Source organism: Rhodococcus opacus B4 (genome assembly GCF_000010805.1).
Taxonomy (GTDB): domain Bacteria; phylum Actinomycetota; class Actinomycetes; order Mycobacteriales; family Mycobacteriaceae; genus Rhodococcus_F; species Rhodococcus_F opacus_C.
Genome location: NC_012522.1, coordinates 161,410 through 179,584, shown reverse-complemented (window position 1 = coordinate 179,584; position 18,175 = coordinate 161,410). Strand labels below are relative to the sequence as shown.

The following is an 18,175-nucleotide window of genomic DNA, read 5'->3' as shown; positions in this document are numbered from 1 at the left end:
CCCGATCAGTCCAGCGGCTCGACGCGGAACACCTCGCACCGGTCCGCCGCGGCCGCGAACGCCTCCGGAGAGGAGTTCGCGACCGTCCCGGCCTTCAGGAACATGGTGACCCCGTGCGGCACCCGGATCGGGAACTCGCGGAGGATCCGGGCGCGCTCCGACACCGGCAGCGGTACCAGGCGAACCCGCTCGCGGCGACGTCCGCGGGTCAGTTCGCCGCGCCCGGCCGCGCGGGCGTTCTTCGCCCAATCCGATTCCGCGTACCCCGCGACGACGTAGGTGCGGCCGTCCACCTCGTACGGCGAGACCGGCGTCGACCGCAGCACCCCCGTCTCCCGGCCCGGGACGGTGAGCGCCGGCATCGGCATCGGAACACCCAGCCGGTGCAGGCCGACGATCACCTTGTTGACGGGGCCGAGATACCACGGCGGCAACACTCTCCCGGTCCGGCGCACCATGTGCTCGACTATTCCGAATCCGTGGCGCCCGTGGCAACCACCGACCGAAATCAGGGCTGCGCGGGCTGCTCGCTGTCCCGCCACCAGCAGAAGACGAACAACGCCAGGGACGCGACGAGTGTGGACACCACCCACACCGTGAGGGCGATGTCGACCCACGACCCGATCGGCGGGCTTCCCGGCAGGATTCCCCGCAACGGCACGACCGCGAACAGCATCGCCGCCATCCAGCCGAGCATGTCGGTGTTGACGGCGCGCTTGCGCCGGAACGTCTGCAGCGCGACGAACGCGGCGAGCCCCGCGAGGATCGTCATCATCAGCAGGAGGATGCCGGCGTAGATCAGGTTCCCGCCCGTGCGCGCGAATAACAATGCGGCGCCGGTGCCGTTCCGCGACAGGTCCGTGTCGACGGCCACCGCGTCGGCCCGCGCCTTCCACCCGTCGACCCTGCCGTCCACCAGGAGCCCCGTGGGCAGCAGTGCCCGGTCGGCGCCGGCGCCCTCGTACGCCTCCACCACCATCGGGTTCACCTCGAACCGGTCGAACGGCCAGTACGCCGCGTTGCCGGTGGCGATGAACTCGGTGTCGAACGTCGTCGGTGCGGCGCCCGCCCGGAACACGATCTCCTCGTGACTGGTGCTCGGGAAGAGCAGCAGGGTGATGTCCCGATTCAGGGTGTCGCCGTTGGCGTGCAGGTACTCCTCGCCGACGGCGATCGTCACCTCGGCCTGCACCCGGTCGGTGGTCGGCTGCAGCGATTTCGCCGTCACCAGGACCACGACCTCGTCGTCGTTGCCCGCGAACGGTCCCTCGTCCTCGGTGCGGCTGCTCAACCCGTACACGGTGAGCGACGCCGCGTAGATCAACGCGAGGAGAAGTGCCGGGGCGACCCATCGGAGGCGGGGGTGGTTGGGGTTCATGGGCGGCGGCGGATCACAGGGCGGCGGCGCTGATCTGGGCGGCCAGTTCCGCCATCTCGTCGGCGTGCGTGCGGGCGTGCAGGTCCGAGCCGCAGATCCCGCACCGGGACACGTCGATCAGCACCTGACCCCTGGCCGGGACCGGATCCGGGACGTCACCGAACTCCAGGCGAGTCTCGGTGCACACGACTGCCTTCATGGTGACTCCTCGGGGTGCGGCGGGGTCGGCCTCAGCTCCGAACGTAGAACACTCCCGCCGCCGGGACACGGCGATTGCCTAATGGCCGGGGTTGTCTCGATCCGGCCGCGGGTGTAGACCGACAGCATGAGCGTCCTCGGTCAGATGGACTCGTTTCGCCGCGTCTTTCCCACCGCCCGCCGCAACCGGGCCGACTTGTTTCGCTGGTTGCGCCGACGACCGCAGCTGCTCGCGGCCGTCGGATTCCACGAGGTCGCGCTGGCGGCGAGCGCCCGGGTCGACCCCCGGTTGAAGGCGCTCGCCGAGATCAAGGCGGCCGCGCTGACCAACTGCGAGTACTGCCTCGACATCGGCTCGGCGTTCAGCCGTGCCCTCGGCGTGAGCGACGCCCAGTTGCGCGCCCTGCCGGCGTTCCGCGAGAGCTCCGCGTTCGACGACACGGAGAAGCTGGTCCTGGAGTTCGCCGACGCGATGACACGCACCCCCGCCCACATCAGTGACGACCTGCGTGGTTCGCTGCTCGCCGCCTTCTCCGAGTCCCAGGTGACCGAACTCGCCGCGGCCATCGCCTGGGAGAATCACCGCGGACGTCTCAATCAGGCGCTCGGTGTGCGGCCTTCGGGCTTCTCCGACAGCGACTTCTGCGCCGTCCCCGAACAGTGACGCGGGCGTGGACGTCACCGCCGGGCGGTCAGCGGCTGCGCAACCGCGTCCATCCGTCGAGGACGTAACCGAGGCCCATCCCGAGCATCCACGTGTCCTTCGCGACAGCGATGCCGTTCTCGTTCGGCCAGATGCTGCCGGGGTTACGTAGGCCGGGGGTCCTCGCGTACATGGCCACGAGGCCGCCGGAAAACCCGGTGAGCGCGGCCCCCGCCACGGCGGTAGGCACGAACGGTGCGAGTAATGCTGCGCCCGTGCTTATTTCGGCGACGGACAGCAACTTGACGAATCGTTGCGGCGGGATCGCGTTCAGAAACGGGAACGCCCCCGCCGCCATACCGTGGATGCCCTGGGCGGTCTGCTCGTCCGCCGACCATTTCTGCAATCCCGAATGGAGTATGAAGCTCCCGGTCGCGATGCGTCCGGGAAGGTCGCCGAGGGTGGTCAGTCGCATGGTGGTCTCCTGCCGTCTGGGTCGAAACTTTCCGCACCTCAGCGTCTACATAGATCTCATACTTCCTACCACTGACGTGGCCGGCGTAGGAGATGTATGTACTTCACGGCTACCCGCATCACTCTGAGGTGGTGCGGGTTGGACCGTGTCCCACACCGACGCTCGAGGTGCAGGAACATATCTGTTTCGGAGTCACCCCCGCCCGCGGTGTCACGGTGGGCAGGCTGCGGCGGACCCTGCGGTGCCGCGGCGGACGCGGTGTCGGACCGGTCTTGTCCCGGGACTTGCGGACCGGCGCGTGCTCGGCGACCCGGATCGCGGGCATCTGCCCCCGCCGACGGGTCACCTTGGTTTTGCCGAGCAGTGCGCGTTTGGCCCGGTTGACCCCGGCGATATGGTCCCGGTTGCCGCCGACCCGGCACCCCTGGCACCACGCGGTGTGGTAGCCGCCGGGGCGTGCGAGGGGTGCGTCGCAGCCCGGACACCGCGCGGAGGATCCGCGGGCCGGCACCGACACCACCGTGATGCCGACACCCGCGGCGGTGTGCGCGAGGGCGATCACCGCCTTTCGGCGGGCGGACTGCGCGGCCCGATTGTTGTTGACCCGACCGTGCCCGCGGGACTCGAGGGTGGTCAGGTCCTCCACCGCGATCACCGTCGCGCTCGCCGCGGTGGCATAGTCGGTGACCTGGCGGGCGAAGTGGAATCCCAGTTCCCGGTTGATCTTGCCCCTCTTGGCACCCACCGCGGTGCGGTGGGCGTCGAGGAGGGCGATCTTCGCCTCGAGTTGGGTGCGGACCTCGGGTTCGGCGTTGGTGGCGAGTTGCGTCAGCCGGGCCGCCTTGCGGTGCAACATGTGCCCCTCCGCTTGCAGGCGGGCCAGTTTGGTCCCGAGGCCGCGGTCGTCGTCGTACGTCCAACCCTGAAAGTCCGAGGACAGCCCGTCCGGGGTTTCGGTGGTGATGGCGGCGGCACCGAGCGTGGCCGGCGACCAGTCGACGCCCACAGCGGTAGTTCCCGATGTCAGCTCGGCTGCGGGGACCGTCTCGGTGGCGGCGCACCGCAACAGCAGACCTCGGTGGTCGAGGACGAGGGTCGGCAGATGCCAGTCGCTGATCGGCCGGTCGTGCAGGTGCGCGGGGAGTGTGGCGGTCAGCCGGACTCGTCGCCACTGCGCGCGTCCCGTCGGGACGGGAGTGGTGGGCAGTTTCACAACGTCATGACGACGTCGGTGACGGCGAGTTGAGCGAGCTGCCGATCCGCTGCGGACAGCCGAGCCATCACCGAGGTCTTCGGTGGTGCCTGCATGTCGGTGATCCGCACCCGGCCGGACGGCACCGCGTTGCCCTCGCGGCGGGAGCGGGCAATCAGCTGGCGTCGCACTCCTCGGGCGAAACCCAATGGCACCCAGTCCGCGGCGCAGGTGGGTGGGGCTATCTGCCCGGTGGCCGGGTCGAACCGCTCAGACAGCGATGTGATCGCGGTGTCCCGGAAGGCGAGGGTCCGCAGGGTCGCCATCACCTGCGCGGTCACCACCCGCGTGACACGCGACGGAATGTAGACCCCGTCCGGGTAATGCGGGGTCCAGCCGAGGCGGGACGCGGCGACGTGACCCTGCGCGGGCAGCCTCCGGTCCTGCCGGTCCACGCCGGCGGCGAGGACATCGAAGGTGGCCGGCTGCCACAGCCGCGACAGCATCTGCGCTTCGGCGCCCGAGATCAGGTCGAGCAACCACCCCACCCGGGTGTCGACGCCGTCGAGCCCGATCGGCTCACCAGTGACGTCATCGACAGCGAGGTACGGGCGGGCGGTGAACGAGAACTGCCGCACCGCAGGCAATCCGGCATCGGCCATCAGGTAGTCCTCGCCAACCGTGCTGCCGCATCGCCAACGAAGTCGACGTTGATTCCGCTTCGACCGCAATTGGGCGGAAGCGGCCGGAAAACGAGGCGAGCAATGCCATGAAGTCATCCATCAGCTCCTCCACCAGCGACTTGGTCCCCCCGTTCACGCAGGACCTCGACCTTGACGCCGACCGCCGACAGGTAACGTTCGATCCACGCCACCGGAGAATCGCGCCAACCGATCCCGCCATACCACTCGCACCACCGTGAACCGGCCCTTGGTTGCGTCGTCGAGCATCCGATTCAGTCCCGTTCGGGTCTCCCGCAGACCGGAACCACGATCCTTGTAGACCCGGTACACGGTGCCGGTGGCACTCTCACGCAACATCTTCTCCTGATCGGCGAGCGAGGATTTCTGACCGGTCGAGCCGGACACCCGGCAATAGGATGCTTCCGCCCTGTCGGCCCGAACATTCTTCCATGTAGGTCGACCCAGGTAGACGTCGAGATCCGCCCGATCGAAGACTCGCTGACCGGAACCTGTACGCCGAGAAGGTAACCGGCCCGCCGACGCGGCCTTCCGGACCCCCACCACCGACACGTTCAGGCATGCCGCCGCCTCGCCGCTGCGCATTATCCGATAGTAGTAGGAAGGACTAGGAAGTATTAAAGATTACGGTAGCAGTTGACAGCCTCCCACTCGGCCGACGGCCGATGACCCGTTTCGGCGGAGCGCCCGCCCGGCGGTCGTCGCCGCATCCCGTGCGGGGACGCGGCGACGACCGTATGTGACTGGGTTCAGTGGGCGAGGACCACGTCGGTCGCGGTCGTGGACTCGGCGCCGGGTGCGCTCAGCTGCGAAATCCTGCGGGGCAGCGCGACGGCCACCATGGCGCCCAGCAGCGCCGAGATCGCGCCGATCACGAAAGCGATCGTGATACCGGTGTCCGTGTAGAAGACGGCGCCCTGCATCACGGTCGCAATGTGCGAGTTCAACACGGTGAAGGCGATGACCGGAAGGATGGCGGGCAGAATGCTCTGGAACACCGCCACCATGCTCGCCGTCGTCGCCTGCAGTTGCGGCGGCACCGCTGCGATGAGCAGGTTCGGGATGGAGGCGTACCCCATGCCCATTCCCACGCCCAGGAGGGCGGCGAAGCCGATGAGCAGTGCCTTGTCGTCGTGGATCGTCGCCGTGAGCAGGCAGGCCGCCGCCATCACCAGCATGCCCACGACCATCAGGATCCGCGGCCGCACGTTCCGGGGTACCAGGGTTCCGACGATCAGTCCGCCGAGCACTACCGCACCACCCAACGGCGCCTGGAAGATCGCAAATCCCTCTGCGCTGATGCCGAATCCGTAGCCGAGCCCCAGGATCGCCGGCGTCATGCACATCATCGGGAGCATGATCGTGAACACCGACGACGTCCCGTAGCAGAATCCGGCGCCCAATGCCGTCAGGAAGACGGGCCGCTTGCCGAAGAACCGGATGTCGATCAGCGGATCCGACAGCAGAAGTGCGGATCCGATCCACGCCACCAGCAGGGCGACACCGCCGGCGACGAACCCGAGGGTCGACCCCGACGTCCAGCCCCACGACGGCCCGAAGCTCACCCCGACGAGGATGCCGGCGAGTCCCGCGCCGAGCAGCGCGGCGCCGATCAGGTCGATGCGCGAACGCAGGCGGACGGGCGATTCGCCGGTCGTCGCCCGGATCAGGACGGCGAGGACCACGAGACCGGCCAGGAAGAACCAGAAGATGCTGCGGAACCCGAAGTTGTCGATCAGCCAACCGGTGAAGAACGGCGCGGGGATCGCGATGAGCCCCATGCCGCTCGTGGCGATGCTGACCGCCAGCGCCACCGTCCGGGCGGGGAAGACGTCACGGATCAGCGAATAGCTCAGGAACAGGCACGGCACGAGCAGCCCGGTCAGCGAGCGGCCGGCGATCAGCACCGCGTACGTCGGTGCGATCGCCGAGATCAGCGAGCCCAGCGCCGACAGGCCGACGGCCGTCAGCAGCAGCTTCCTCTTGCCGTGGGTGTCGGCGAGCTTGCCGATCAGCGGGCAGGTGATCGCCCCCACCAGCAGGAACGACGTGAGCAGCCACGCCCCCTGGGTCGTCCGGTAATGGGTGACGATCTGCGGCAGCGCGATCGAGATCATCATGTAGCTGACCGCGAGCATCTCCAGCAGTAACACGATCGAGGCGAGCGAGAAGATCAGTCGGGGCGTCCATCGCTCGTCGGTCGCGTCCTGCTGACGCGTCCGAGCCGATCCGCCGTCCGGCGCATGGGTGACCATCATTGGGTCCTTTCGAATACCTGCACGGGAACTCGAGGCGGCGCCGCGGCAGTGCGGCGCCGCCCGAGCCGGGCGGTAGGGGTGGGTGGTCACATTCGGTGGTCGAAGTCTCGCGAATGTGTAATTGACATCACAGTTCTCGGGGCTGCGGCACGCCATGCGGCGTTCCGCCCAGCGGGAGGCCGGCACCCCGGCCTGCACCCGCGCCGAGGGAAAGGCCAGGTCGCAACCCCGAATCAGGCGTAGCAGACGCGGCGGTCGGTTTCGTGGTCGGGCGCGGGGCCGGTTGATGCGAATCGGTGATTCCCGGTCACGGCTCGAGCGAGGATTGACCCATGGCCGACATGCAGCGCGAGAAACAGTTCCGCCGGCTGAGAACGCCACGCTCGGCGGCCGTCGCGGGCATCGTGTTCGCTGCGTTCTTCTCCGCCAGCCTCGTCCTCCTGCACACCGCACTGCCCGCCGACCCGTTCGACGAGACACCCTGGGTGGGAAGCGGTGAGACCCGGATCAAGACGGCCCTCGTGCTCGCCCCGTTCGCGGGCATCGCGTTCCTCTGGTTCATCGGCGTCATCCGCGACCGCCTCGGCGACCTCGAGGACCGTTTCTTCGCGACGGTATTCCTGGGTAGCGGCCTGCTGTTCCTCGCGATGGGCTTCATCTCGATGGGCGTCGCGGGCGGCGTCCTCGCGATCGCCCGGCACTCGGGCAGTTCCGCGGACGAGATCGTCTACTTCGGCCGCGAGATCATGCTGCAGATCAACCACGTATACGCGCTGCGCATGGCTGCGGTGTTCATGCTCTCGCTGGGAACGATCTGGCTCCGGACCGGGCTGATGCCGCGATTCCTCGTCGTGACCACATACCTGCTCGCCCTGGCTCTGCTGCTGGTCGTCAGCTTCAGCCTGTGGACGACACTGGCTTTCCCGGCCTGGGTGCTTCTGGTCAGCATCTACATCCTCGTCACCGGTCGGCGCATTCGCGCCGCCTGATCGAGTTCACCTGCGTGCGGGCGTGGTGGTGACGAAAGCGTCGATGATGTCGACCACCGCGGCAGGATCCTCGAGGTGCGGGTAGTGGCCGATACCGTCGAGCACGGCGAGCCGGCTGCCGGGCATCGCCTCGTGCGCCGCGTAACCGTGCGAGACCGGGATGATGCCATCGGAATCGCCCCAGATCAGTTGAGTGGGGAGACCCGCGTTCAGGTACAGCCGGCTCAGCGCGCTCACCGCCTGCCCCCGATGGTCGACGACCGCGCGGAGCGTCCGCAGGAACGCCTGCCGGGTCTCCGGATCGGACAGGGACGAATACGCGTGCCACATCTCGTCGCCGCGAACCGACTGCACCCCGATCGCCGCCAGCCAGCTGCGAACCTTGTTGCCGGCGTCGCGGATCGCGGGAGGCGCCATCAGGGGAAGTAGGAACTCGGACCCGGGCGCCGCCAGCAACCGCAGGGTCCAGTTCACGTCCGGTCCCAGTCCGCCGCTGCCGATGAGGACCAGGCGCTCACACAGTTCGGGATGCTGATAGCTGAACTGCATCGCCACCCCGCCGCCGAGCGACTGCCCGACCACGGTCACCCGTTCGATCGCCAACTCGTGCAACAGGTCGCGCAGCCACGCGGCGAACGCACCCAGCGAGTAGTCGCCGCGCGGTTTGGCGGAATCACCGTGACCGGGCAGGTCCGGAGCCAGCACCCGGTAGCGCTGCGCCAACTCCGGGAGAATCGCGCGCCACGCCGCCGAACTTCCGGCCATCCCGTGTACGAGCAGAAGCGTTTCGCCCTCACCGCTGAGCCGGTAGGCGATGTCGTCCCCGTGCAGTGCGATGTGCCGCAGTTCCGGCATGTGGCGACCTCCCGATCGGGTGATGCAGCGGTCTCACGGTAACGATAGGGGAGTTCCGCTCGATATCGTCATCAACCGCGGCGTGGGAACTTGATATTCGGCGCCGGGTCGATCTGCGGCACACCGACGTGAGGCTCGAAAACAGGAGGAATCCGCATGAACTCTGTGTCGAGCCCGGCCGTCGCCCGGCCGCGTGTCCTGCTCATCGACGCCGACGTCGAAAGCTCCCTCGTCGAACGCCTCCGGGACGGGGGATTCTTCGTCACGCGAACCTACGCGGAACCGGTACGTTCACGGATCGAACCCCCCGACGTGGTGATCGTCGACGCGCGTTCACCCCACCTCGACGCCGACACCACGGTGCGGGGGTTGAAGGCGATGCGATTCGCGCTCGCCATCGTGGTGATCGGCCGCTTCTGTTCCGGCAACCGTCGCAGCGACCTCCTCGAGGCCGGCGCCGACGACGTGCTGGAGATACCGGTCGGAGCGGACGAACTCGTCGCCCGGCTCCGCGCGATCCTCCGCCGTGTGAAACCCGACGTGCCGGCGCCGGCGCCCGTCGGCAGCCATGACGTCTGCCTGTGCGAGGAACGGCATGACACCGACTACGACGGGTTGCGCACCACGCTGACCAGGACGGAATTCATCCTCTTCACCGTGCTCGCGCAGAACGTCGACAGGGTCGTCACCCGCCGCGACCTGATGTTGATGGTGTGGGGTGTGACCGTCGAATCGAAGACGAACGTCCTCAACGCCTACATCTGCTCCCTTCGGCGGAAACTGGTGGCCGTCGGATCGCCGTACGTCGTGCATACCGTGCGCGGGGTGGGTTTCGCCCTCGGCGAGAACGTACGCCCGGGAAGCATCGACCCCGCCCGTGAGGTGTCCGTCGCCGTGTCGTGACCCGCCCCTCGGGTCGGGGCGAAGAACTCGAGCGCGCGTTCGAGCACCACTTCGGGCCGCTCGTCGACGAGAAAATGGGAAGCGCCGTCGACGAACTCCACACCGGCGCGGGATCCGCAGACCGCCGCCACCGCACTGACGGCCTGCGCGGAGGGACTGATCCTGCATCGCATCGCCCGCGAGGACACCACCGATCCGCGGCCGGCCTTCGAACTGGTGGTGCGGGCGGCGCTGAGCTGACACGTGCCCGGACTCACGGAAGGGGAGCGGACCACCGGAGCGTGGTCCCACCGCCGAGGGTCGAGTCGACGGCGCAGTGCCCGTTCACTTCCCGCGCCCGGGCGGCCAGGTTGTCCAGTCCGCTGGTGAGGACGCTTCCCTCGAACCCCTTGCCGTCGTCCGCGACCTCGATGGCGAGGTCGTCGTAGACCGAGATGCTGACCGTCACCGTGTCGGCTCCGGCGTGCCGGACCGCGTTGCTCAACGCCTCACGCAGAACCGCCTCGGCATGCTCGGCGAGCGTGGCGTCGATGACGGACAGCGGCCCCGACATGTGCACCGTCGTGCGCAATCCGGAATCGGCGGTGGTCTCGGCCACGATCTCGTGCAGCCGCCGCCGGAATTGGGTGATCCCGCCCGAACCACCGTGCAGGTCGAAGATGGCAGTGCGGATGTCCCGCACGATGTCGTGCAGGTCGTCGATCGACTGTTCGAGTCGGTCCTTGACGACGGGTGCCTTCGCCCGCTGCAGGGTGCTCTGCAACGACAGGCCGACCGCGAAGAGCCGCTGGATGACGTGGTCGTGGAGATCACGCGCGATCCGGTCGCGGTCGGACAGGACGTCGAGCTCATGCATCCGGCGCTGACTGTTCGCCAGCTGCAACGCGACGGCGGCCTGATCCGCGAAACCCGACATCAACGCCAGCTGGTCATCCGTGAACGGTGATGCATCGACGTGGCGGAGCGTCACCAGCACCCCGGACACCGATTGCGCGGCACGCAGGGGCAGCGCCAGCGCCGGCCCGAACCGGGCGCCCGTTTCGAACCCGGGATCGAACGCCAGCGCGCTGACGCGCAGCGGGGTCCGCTCCCGGAACGCCTCACCGGACGTCGACCGCTCGACCGGGATCGCCCGGCCGATGATCCGATCCGACACCGTACCCGCCGACGCCGTGACCACGAGCTCGGTGACCTCGTCCGACGGGATGTCGGGATCGTCCGGCACCGCGAGAAAGGCACTGTCGGCGGCGGTCAGGGCAAGCGCGTCGTCGGCGATCACCTGCAGCACGTCTGCCGTCTCGCTGCCGGCGAGCAATTCAGTCGCGATCTCCCGGGTCGCCTCCAGCCACGCCTGCCTCGTCCGGGACTCCTCGTAGAGGCGGGCGTTCTCGATCGCGATGCCGGCGGCGGCCGCCAGCGCGCGCAGAAGCACCTCGTCGTCCTCGGTGAACTGCGCACCGTTGGCCTTCTCCGTGAGATACAGATTCCCGAACACCTCGTCACGGACCTGAATGGGAACTCCCAGAAAGGTTTTCATCGGCGGATGGTCGGGCGGGAATCCCACCGACACCGGATGCCGGGACAGGTCCACCAGCCGGACCGGCTTCGGATCCGTGATCAGGAAACCGAGGACGCCGCGGCCGCGGGGCAGGTCGCCGATCCGCTCCCGAGTCTCCTGGTCGATGCCCTCGTAGACGAACTCGCTCAGTCCCTCGGTCGGGGCGAGGACCCCCAGCGCACCGTATCGGGCGTCGACGAGATCGATCGCGGCGTGCACGATGGTGCGCAGCGTGTTGTCGAGGTCGAGCCCTGACGTGACCGCGAGCATCGCCTCGAGCAGGCCGTCGACGTGATCGCGCACATCGACGATCTGCGCGATGCGGTCCTGCACCTCGGTCAGGAGTTCGCGCAGCCTGAGCTCGGACAGGCTACCGAGTAGAGGTCCTCGGTCGCGCTCGTCCGGTAGACGGGTCACACGACGCATTGTCCCACCCGGCGACCTCGCGAGGAGCCGGAACAACCATAGGTCTTATCAGGTGCATGTCGGTTTCGGCGGCATCTTCGTCGCCAGCACCGCCGCCTGCGTCCTGCGCTCCACCCCCAGTTTGGTCAGCAGCCGGGACACGTAATTCTTGACCGTCTTCTCCGCGAGGAACATGCGTGCGGCGATCTGCCGGTTGGTCAGCCCCTCACCGAGCAGGGCGAGCAAGGTCCGCTCCTGATTGGTCAGGTGCGCGAAGATGCCGTCCTTCCCGTCGGCGTCCGCGCGAACCTTGTCCATCAGGACGCCGGCGGCACGACTGTCCAGCAATGATTTGCCGGCCCCCACATCGTGGACCGCCTGAGCCAGCTCCATGCCCCGGATGTCCTTCACGACGTATCCGCTGGCCCCGGCGAGGATCGCGTCGAGCATCGCCTGCTCGTCCGTGAACGAGGTCAGGATGAGGCAATGCAGGTCCGGCATCAGCGAGTGCAGTTCCCGGCACAGCTCGATTCCGTTGCCGTCGGGCAGGCGCACGTCCAGGACCGCGACATCCGGTTTCAGGGCAGGCACCCGCGCCATCGCCTGCGCGTACGACGCGGCCTCACCGATGACCGTCAGAGCGGGATCGGAAGCGAGGAGATCCGCGATCCCGCGTCGGACCACCTCATGGTCGTCCACCAGGAAAACCCTGATCATGGGCACCCTCCAGAACTTGCTGCGTCACCCTCGGAGAATCCAGATTACGCCGGCGAAGATCGGAAACGGGGCCGGTCAGCGCGCGGCCGGCCGGAACGGGCCGGATCCGCGACGGCGCGGCCGGTGCGGCATCAACATTGCCGCCGCCAACCCCACGGTGGCGACGAGCGTTGCCGCGGCGCCGACTCCGACGAGCGGAGTCGCGAGCCACGCACCGAGCAGGACCACCAGGCCCGCGGTCACCGCCCCCGACACCACCGCGAGCGCGAACCCCGCGGGATGCACGTACAGGAATTCGCCGGGTTCGTCCTCCCACCGGTGACGATCCTCGCGCGGCGATGCGGTGGAGTGTTCGAACATGGTGTCCTCGTTCCTTCACCGGCTGCTTGCGTCTTGCGCCGGCCCTCGTACAACGGTGCGATAACGGGGAGCGCAATTCCAGGGCCGAAGGTCACACGTCCGTCCTCAGATGTCGGCGGCGCCGAACCACCGGGGTAGCACACCGAGCAGATCCCGCCACGCGGCCGTCCGCTCGTCCTGCCCGCCACGGACAGCCCGCCCGTCTGGTCGAGCAGCAATCCGCGTCCGCCGTGCATCAGCCTGTACAGGCGACCGCGCTTCAGGGCGGCGTCCCGAAGCCGCCCGCCGAGCAGGTCGGACATGTCCGAGAAGAAGCCGTCGATCTCGTACCGTCTGCCCTCCGCGAGGAATCGGTTCAGCAGGTCGCGCTGATCCATCAGTTCGTTGCTGCGCACGTGCAGGCTGGGTGAGCGAACCACGTTGGTCGGCTCCGGTTCCTCGTCCGGCATGAGCACGGCCACACCGTGCAGCCTCAACTTGCCGGCCGGCATCCGGCCGGTCCGCCGCCGGCCACGATCACGTCGACATGAATACCCCCATTCGCGACTTCGACGTTGAAGGGAGCACGGAGTGGACGATCCCTGCCCTTCTTAACGAGACGACATGGCTGGTGGAGGTCGTCGTCGACGAACACGACTCGGATGAAGGCGGCTCCAGAATCCGCGCGCAGGCTCGGCTCCGAACCCGCGACACCCGCACGTTCGTCGGGTCCGGGCTCGCCCGCCGGAACCCGGACGATGCCGAAATCTCCGAGATCGGAGAGGTATTGGCCACCGCACGCGCGCTGTCCGACCTCGCCCACCAACTGATCGAGGCGACCGCGGCCGACGTGGAAACAGCCACTCACAGCCGAGTCCATCTCGCCGGATAAGTGCGCCCGTCGACGCACACCCGTCAGTCAGTGGGGGATGCGGCGGCCGACGGAGAGGACCGATTCGACGGGCCGTCTCGGTGTCTGCCGCGGTGCCGACTTCTTCTCGGTAGTACCCACCCTGATCAGCGCCTGCGGGAACCCGCGGTCGGGGAGCAGGTCGCGGATGATGTCCCTGCCCTGACGGAGTTCGGTCATGTGGGTGAGCGGACAGGTCGACAAACCGCCGACGGTGGCCTCGAGCAGCACCGCCGACAGGGCCTCTCCGGCGCGGAGCCACTCACCGCGACCGTCCGCGGCCGTGCTCAACACCAGCACCGTCGAGCGGTCCGGCTCCGTGGTCGCACCGGCGTCCAGGCCGGCGGGGAAGCGACGCCCGATGTCGACGCGGTCCCGGTCGTCCGCGGTGGCGAGCGCATCGGGGGGAATTCCGCCCTGAGCGATGGAATGACCGGCCCACCAATGCAGCTCGGCCTGGTAGGCGGTGTCGTACTTTCGTGCGGCCGCGGTCGTTTCCGTTGCTCGCGCGAGCGTCGGTCGCGCCTCCTGCCTCAGCACGGTCAGGTTCACGTCTCGGCGGTGTACCACGTCGTTCAGCGCGGCGGGCAGCGGCGTCTTCACGCTGACCGGCCCGAAGGGCCTGCGGTCGGAGTGCCGGTGCCGGATCGCGGCGAGCAGATCGAAGTCGTGCGACTGGGGCCGGGCCTCGTGACGGAACCGGATCGTCGCCAGGTGACCCGAGTGCGGCCCCTCCGGGACACGCCGGACGTCCGCTGCCCATTTGAGTGCAGTCAGCGCCGTCTGGAGATGATGCAGTGCTGCACCGCAGCTGACGACCAACTGCCGGCCCGTCGGGTCGGTGGAAGCCAGGACGCGGCCGCGTGCGGTGTAGAGGTCGAGTTGGCCGTCGGTGTAGGTCCATTGCCACGGCTGGCTGTTGTGTACCGACGGCGCCCGGCAGGCAAGGTCCACGGCGATTCGGACGACGTTCTCGTCGGGAATGGTGCTGTCCACGACCGCCTCCTGGGGTGAATCGCGTTCCGCCTCGGCCGACGCGGAACGCCGGTGCCTAGATCCCAGTGTTCGCCGTCCATCGACGCGAGATTAGGGCCGATGGTCACCGCCGGGGCAACGATTCGCGGACGGGATTGCTTCCATTTCGGCGCAGCGTCGAAATGAAACGACAGCGGCGCGACGGTTGCTGGTCGTTTGCGGTGACCAGTACGGTATCGACCCTCATGCCCGGTGTGCGCACGCGGTCATAGATGCAGAATCGGACGAGTCGCCTCCGACCGTGACCAGGTGGTGCGCCAGCCGACACCCTCGGCGTCGCCATCCCCAACGTGCGGTCCGCACCATCCCGACTGGTTGCGTGCCGTCGGGGGGGTCCACCAGGTCGCGAACGCCGCAGTGGCGGCCTGTTTCGACGATCTGCGGACGCCGCACCGCGATCCCGGCGACGTGGTCGATGCTGGCCGTGCGCGGGTTGTCGGTCAACGCGTAGGTCGGCACCACACCGAAGCGGCGCACCGAGGCACGCGATCAACGTCGGCAATGTTTGGTCCCCCACCGGGATCACCACCCGGTAGCGTGACCAGGCCAGCCAGGCGCAGAACAGCAGCGTCGAGCGCAGGGCTCCGCCCGCTCCGGGTACTTTCGGGCCTTCACCCCAGTCGAATTGCATCCACAGCCCGGGTTCGGTGATTCTCCCACTCGTGGGAGGTACCCCCCAGGTCGGTAGGTGCGGTGGTGCCCGGCCCGCCATGCGGCTTTCGCCTCCGCGACGGCGCGTCGAGTGGCGTGTTCGGTGCCGTCGAAGCAGAGGGCAAGGAGGCGTTCGTGGACGATGTCGGCGCGGACCCTGCCTTTGCTGCGCTCAACCCATTGCTCGATCTGGGGTAGATGATCGTCGATGATGCGGGGTCGCCGCGACGGGCCGGTCACCGGCATGCCGGCGTCGGACGGTGACGTAATGCCGGACGGTTTTCGGATCGACCCCGGCCAACGACGCCGCGGAGTGCGCGGTGCCGGTGGTGTCGTAGGCCTCGAGAATTTCCATGATGTCCCTGTCAGACCTCTTCATGCGTCCCTCCGGTGGGAGTCGCTCGTATGTGGTCGAAGACCTCGAGCAAAACCCCGGAAGGGGCGTCTGTGCCAGGGCCGACACACCGCCGGCCCCATGTCCATCGACAGGGAGATCAGCTGTCCGTCAGCAGGGACGAACCTGTCCGCCTACAGGGAGGTTGGTAGGTCCGCTTGCAGCTGTCCGGTGCTTCGCCCGATGGACAGGTCAGTGCGCAAGTCGGATAGGCACGCTGCTGTGACGCTCCTACTGTTTCCTTCACGTGATCTGAGTCACGTCGGTACGTGACCGTGGAAGCAGAGGAGTTCGCCTTGTCGGGAAGTTGTTGTTCGTCCGGTTCCGAACCTGGCCTGTCGCGACGGGGCCTGCTGGGCGCGTTGGGAATAGGTGCTGTTGCTGCCGGTGTCGCTGCTTGCTCGGGTCCCTCTGCTGGGGCGGGAGCGCAGACGGGACCAGTCTCAAACCTGGATGCGGACGGGCCGTTCGGGCCACTCGAACTCGTACTTCTCGGAACCAAGGCGGGTCCGCCCATCGTCCCGTCTCGCGCCGGAATCTCGACGGCCCTCGTGATCGACGGAGCGACTTACGTCATCGACTGTGGCCGGTCATCGACTACCCAGTTCGCGCGGGCCGGTCTCAGGTTCGACGGGCTGCGTTCAATTTTCATCACCCATCTTCACGCCGACCATATCGCGGATTACTACAACTATTTTCTGCTTGCGGGTTCTATTCCCAACCAGGAGACTCGGGACGCGCTGGCCAACCCAGTCAGTGTGTTCGGGCCGGGACCGGCGGGTGGACTCCCTGAGAAGTTCGGTGGTGGTCAGGCCCCAACGGTATCGGCCGAAGATCCGACTCCCGGACTTGCAGCGTTCACCGAAAAATGCCACGACGCCTTTGCATACAGCTCCAACGTGTTTCTCCGGGACACCGGAATACGCGACATTCGCACACTGGTGGACGTGCACGAGATAGCCGTTCCTGACGTGGGCGCGAGTTACACGATGACGAGCCCGCGCATGGATCCGTTTCCGGTCATGGAGGACGACCACGTCGCGGTGACTGCCGTGCTCGTGCCCCATGGTCCCGTATTTCCCTCGTTCGCGTTCCGCTTCGACACCGCCCACGGGTCGGTGACCTTCTCCGGTGATACCAGCTATTCCGACAACTTGATCGCTCTGGCACGGGGATCGGACGTCCTCGTCCACGAGGCCATCAACGTGCAAGGACCAAATGTCTCACTGCCGCCCGCGGCGATGGACCACATGCTGCAGTCGCATGTGGAGGTGCAGAAGGTCGGTGCGATCGCGCGCGCGGCGGGGGTGCGGACACTAGTGCTGAGTCACCTCAGCGACTTCGACGAGGAACCCCTCGATCCTGTGCGTTGGCGAAAGTGGATAGAACCGGAGTTCGACGGCGAGATCGTGATCGGGGACGATCTGCAACGGATACCGATCCCATCATCGCTCTAGACCCAGCGCCACGAACGGCACTTCCGTCGTCGAACGGGACCCACACGGTCTTTCCGCCGCTGTGTCGCTTATCGTCTCATGACGGGGCCCGTGCGCGACCGCGCAGATGACTGGTTCGGCGCCCCTTCGAGCCGACCTTTTGCCTGGTGGTCGTCGCGGCGGCACCGTTCCTCCTCCTGGCAGGATTCGGCGCAGCGTACGCGGACCCCGGGCCCTCGATTCCGGCGGAGTTCGATCCGTGCGGTGCGGCGACGTTGGCGTACGACCCGAACTGCGATATAGCGACGGGGCACGAGGCGATCGGTGGTGCCGGTCTTCCTTGCTCCGTGAGGACAGGATCGAGCGCGACGCGAGGACACGGCGGAGCACGCCGTCGGTTTCCGTTCGGTGCGTCGTCGGTAGATCGGCGGAGCTGCTCTGAACTGCTCAGCAGAATTGCGCGACGTTGCCGATATCAGACGGCCGGCAACGGGGGACGTTTGTGGAGTTCCCGATCGACTGTCGGCCGGCAGTGTGACCCATGCAGAAAGTAGCGTGTCCTGCGTCATAGTTCCCGAATTGTCGTGGCACGGTTTCTACACTCGTCGTCGCATCGGCACGCCCCCCCGCATTCGAGCCGTGCTGCGACCCCGCCAGCCGACCCCCAGTGGCCGGCGGGGTTCGAGCATCGTGATTGCGATGCGCAATTGGGGCGTCTGGTCTGTTTTGCGCGCGCTGGGTCGTGTCTCGAGGGGGTCGCCCACATCGCGCACCAAGAGTCGTCACGTCCGCTCCGCGATGCGAGGGGGAGGGGCGTGTGTGCGCGAACTGCGGGCACAACTCCGCTGCCGGCGTCCGGGTCTGCTCGCGCGGTGTCGCCCGGGGCTGGCGCCCACGGCCTCGAGCAACGACTCGGAGCGGACTCGTGTCACCGCCTCGACCTCGAGCCCCAGGGTTGTTCTCCCGGGCCAGATTTCAGAATGCCGAGCACGCTGCCCCGCCCGGTCCGGGTCGGGTAACCGGGTTGCGTCGCCGGGATCCGACCCGGTGAGAGAGCTTGCGCGGGCTTCCGGCGTTGTCGGCTACCTCGAAGACCCCGGCCGGCCATCACCGGATGCCCGTCGGTTGTGACCGGTCG

16 protein-coding genes and 4 pseudogenes are annotated in these 18,175 nt (G+C 67.8%); 6 read left to right on the top strand and 14 right to left on the bottom strand.

The features are described from left to right. Positions 1–5: 5 nt before the first annotated feature. The 3 genes and pseudogenes from ROP_RS00925 to ROP_RS00915 form a co-directional block, all read right to left on the bottom strand. Positions 6–458, bottom strand: a complete 453-nt coding sequence (locus tag ROP_RS00925; protein ID WP_012687461.1) for a nitroreductase/quinone reductase family protein — start codon at positions 456–458, stop codon at positions 6–8. Positions 459–508: 50 nt separating this feature from the next. Continuing rightward, positions 509–1,378 (bottom strand): DUF4436 family protein, encoded by an 870-nt coding sequence (locus ROP_RS00920; RefSeq protein WP_012687460.1) that lies wholly within the window; start codon positions 1,376–1,378, stop codon positions 509–511. Between the two features lie 34 nt (positions 1,379–1,412). Next, a pseudogene (locus tag ROP_RS00915) lies at positions 1,413–1,577 on the bottom strand (alcohol dehydrogenase); the annotation flags it as partial. Positions 1,578–1,703: 126 nt separating this feature from the next. Between ROP_RS00915 and ROP_RS00910 the strand changes: the two are divergent. Then, positions 1,704–2,240 carry a carboxymuconolactone decarboxylase family protein gene (locus tag ROP_RS00910; RefSeq protein WP_012687458.1) on the top strand — a complete coding sequence of 179 codons (537 nt, stop codon included), beginning with the start codon at positions 1,704–1,706 and terminating at the stop codon, positions 2,238–2,240. Between the two features lie 28 nt (positions 2,241–2,268). Here the strand turns inward: ROP_RS00910 and ROP_RS00905 are convergent, their stop codons facing one another. The 4 genes and pseudogenes from ROP_RS00905 to ROP_RS00890 form a co-directional block, all read right to left on the bottom strand. Next, positions 2,269–2,694, bottom strand: coding sequence for a DoxX family membrane protein (locus ROP_RS00905; protein WP_012687457.1), 426 nt, complete (start codon positions 2,692–2,694; stop codon positions 2,269–2,271). 45 nt (positions 2,695–2,739) lie between these two features. Beyond that, positions 2,740–4,548, bottom strand: a pseudogene (locus ROP_RS42455) (zinc ribbon domain-containing protein). A gap of 153 nt (positions 4,549–4,701) precedes the next feature. Then, positions 4,702–5,172 carry a recombinase family protein gene (locus tag ROP_RS00895; protein ID WP_012687454.1) on the bottom strand — a complete coding sequence of 157 codons (471 nt, stop codon included), beginning with the start codon at positions 5,170–5,172 and terminating at the stop codon, positions 4,702–4,704. Positions 5,173–5,336: 164 nt separating this feature from the next. Next, the gene (locus ROP_RS00890) at positions 5,337–6,842 is read right to left on the bottom strand and encodes an MFS transporter (RefSeq protein ID WP_043826128.1); all 1,506 of its coding nucleotides are present in this window, start codon (positions 6,840–6,842) and stop codon (positions 5,337–5,339) included. A gap of 335 nt (positions 6,843–7,177) precedes the next feature. On the opposite strand from ROP_RS00890, the gene ROP_RS00885 reads away from it, so the two are divergent. Next, on the top strand, positions 7,178–7,834 hold the full coding sequence (locus tag ROP_RS00885) for a hypothetical protein (RefSeq protein WP_012687452.1): 657 nt from the start codon (positions 7,178–7,180) through the stop codon (positions 7,832–7,834). Between the two features lie 6 nt (positions 7,835–7,840). On the opposite strand, the gene ROP_RS00880 is transcribed toward ROP_RS00885, so the two are convergent. Continuing rightward, complete coding sequence (locus tag ROP_RS00880) at positions 7,841–8,689, bottom strand: alpha/beta fold hydrolase (protein WP_012687451.1); 849 nt, start codon at positions 8,687–8,689, stop codon at positions 7,841–7,843. Positions 8,690–8,845: 156 nt separating this feature from the next. On the opposite strand from ROP_RS00880, the gene ROP_RS00875 reads away from it, so the two are divergent. Together ROP_RS00875 and ROP_RS45025 are read left to right on the top strand one after the other, a co-directional pair. Beyond that, the gene (locus ROP_RS00875; protein ID WP_012687450.1) at positions 8,846–9,592 is read left to right on the top strand and encodes a response regulator transcription factor; all 747 of its coding nucleotides are present in this window, start codon (positions 8,846–8,848) and stop codon (positions 9,590–9,592) included. Positions 9,593–9,727: 135 nt separating this feature from the next. Then, positions 9,728–9,832 (top strand): hypothetical protein, encoded by a 105-nt coding sequence (locus ROP_RS45025; RefSeq protein ID WP_331458001.1) that lies wholly within the window; start codon positions 9,728–9,730, stop codon positions 9,830–9,832. Positions 9,833–9,845: 13 nt separating this feature from the next. On the opposite strand, the gene ROP_RS00870 is transcribed toward ROP_RS45025, so the two are convergent. From ROP_RS00870 to ROP_RS45020, 4 genes and pseudogenes are all read right to left on the bottom strand, one after another. Next, positions 9,846–11,576: a GAF domain-containing sensor histidine kinase gene (locus ROP_RS00870; protein ID WP_012687449.1), complete on the bottom strand. Its 1,731-nt coding sequence runs from the start codon at positions 11,574–11,576 to the stop codon at positions 9,846–9,848. Positions 11,577–11,624: 48 nt separating this feature from the next. Then, positions 11,625–12,272, bottom strand: coding sequence for a response regulator (locus tag ROP_RS00865; RefSeq protein ID WP_012687448.1), 648 nt, complete (start codon positions 12,270–12,272; stop codon positions 11,625–11,627). Positions 12,273–12,347: 75 nt separating this feature from the next. Beyond that, entirely contained in the window at positions 12,348–12,632 is a 285-nt protein-coding gene (locus tag ROP_RS00860) for a hypothetical protein (RefSeq protein WP_043823996.1), read from the bottom strand. Between the two features lie 356 nt (positions 12,633–12,988). After that, a pseudogene (locus tag ROP_RS45020) lies at positions 12,989–13,081 on the bottom strand (hypothetical protein); the annotation flags it as partial. Positions 13,082–13,158: 77 nt separating this feature from the next. On the opposite strand from ROP_RS45020, the gene ROP_RS00850 reads away from it, so the two are divergent. Continuing rightward, positions 13,159–13,503, top strand: a complete 345-nt coding sequence (locus ROP_RS00850) for a DUF1876 domain-containing protein (protein ID WP_012687445.1) — start codon at positions 13,159–13,161, stop codon at positions 13,501–13,503. Between the two features lie 27 nt (positions 13,504–13,530). Here the strand turns inward: ROP_RS00850 and ROP_RS00845 are convergent, their stop codons facing one another. Beyond that, positions 13,531–14,517, bottom strand: coding sequence for an Acg family FMN-binding oxidoreductase (locus ROP_RS00845; RefSeq protein WP_012687444.1), 987 nt, complete (start codon positions 14,515–14,517; stop codon positions 13,531–13,533). Positions 14,518–14,907: 390 nt separating this feature from the next. Beyond that, a pseudogene (locus ROP_RS00840) lies at positions 14,908–15,586 on the bottom strand (IS21 family transposase); the annotation flags it as partial. Positions 15,587–16,152: 566 nt separating this feature from the next. Between ROP_RS00840 and ROP_RS00835 the strand changes: the two are divergent. Then, positions 16,153–17,058, top strand: a complete 906-nt coding sequence (locus ROP_RS00835; protein ID WP_231868838.1) for an MBL fold metallo-hydrolase — start codon at positions 16,153–16,155, stop codon at positions 17,056–17,058. Positions 17,059–18,175: the final 1,117 nt, after the last annotated feature.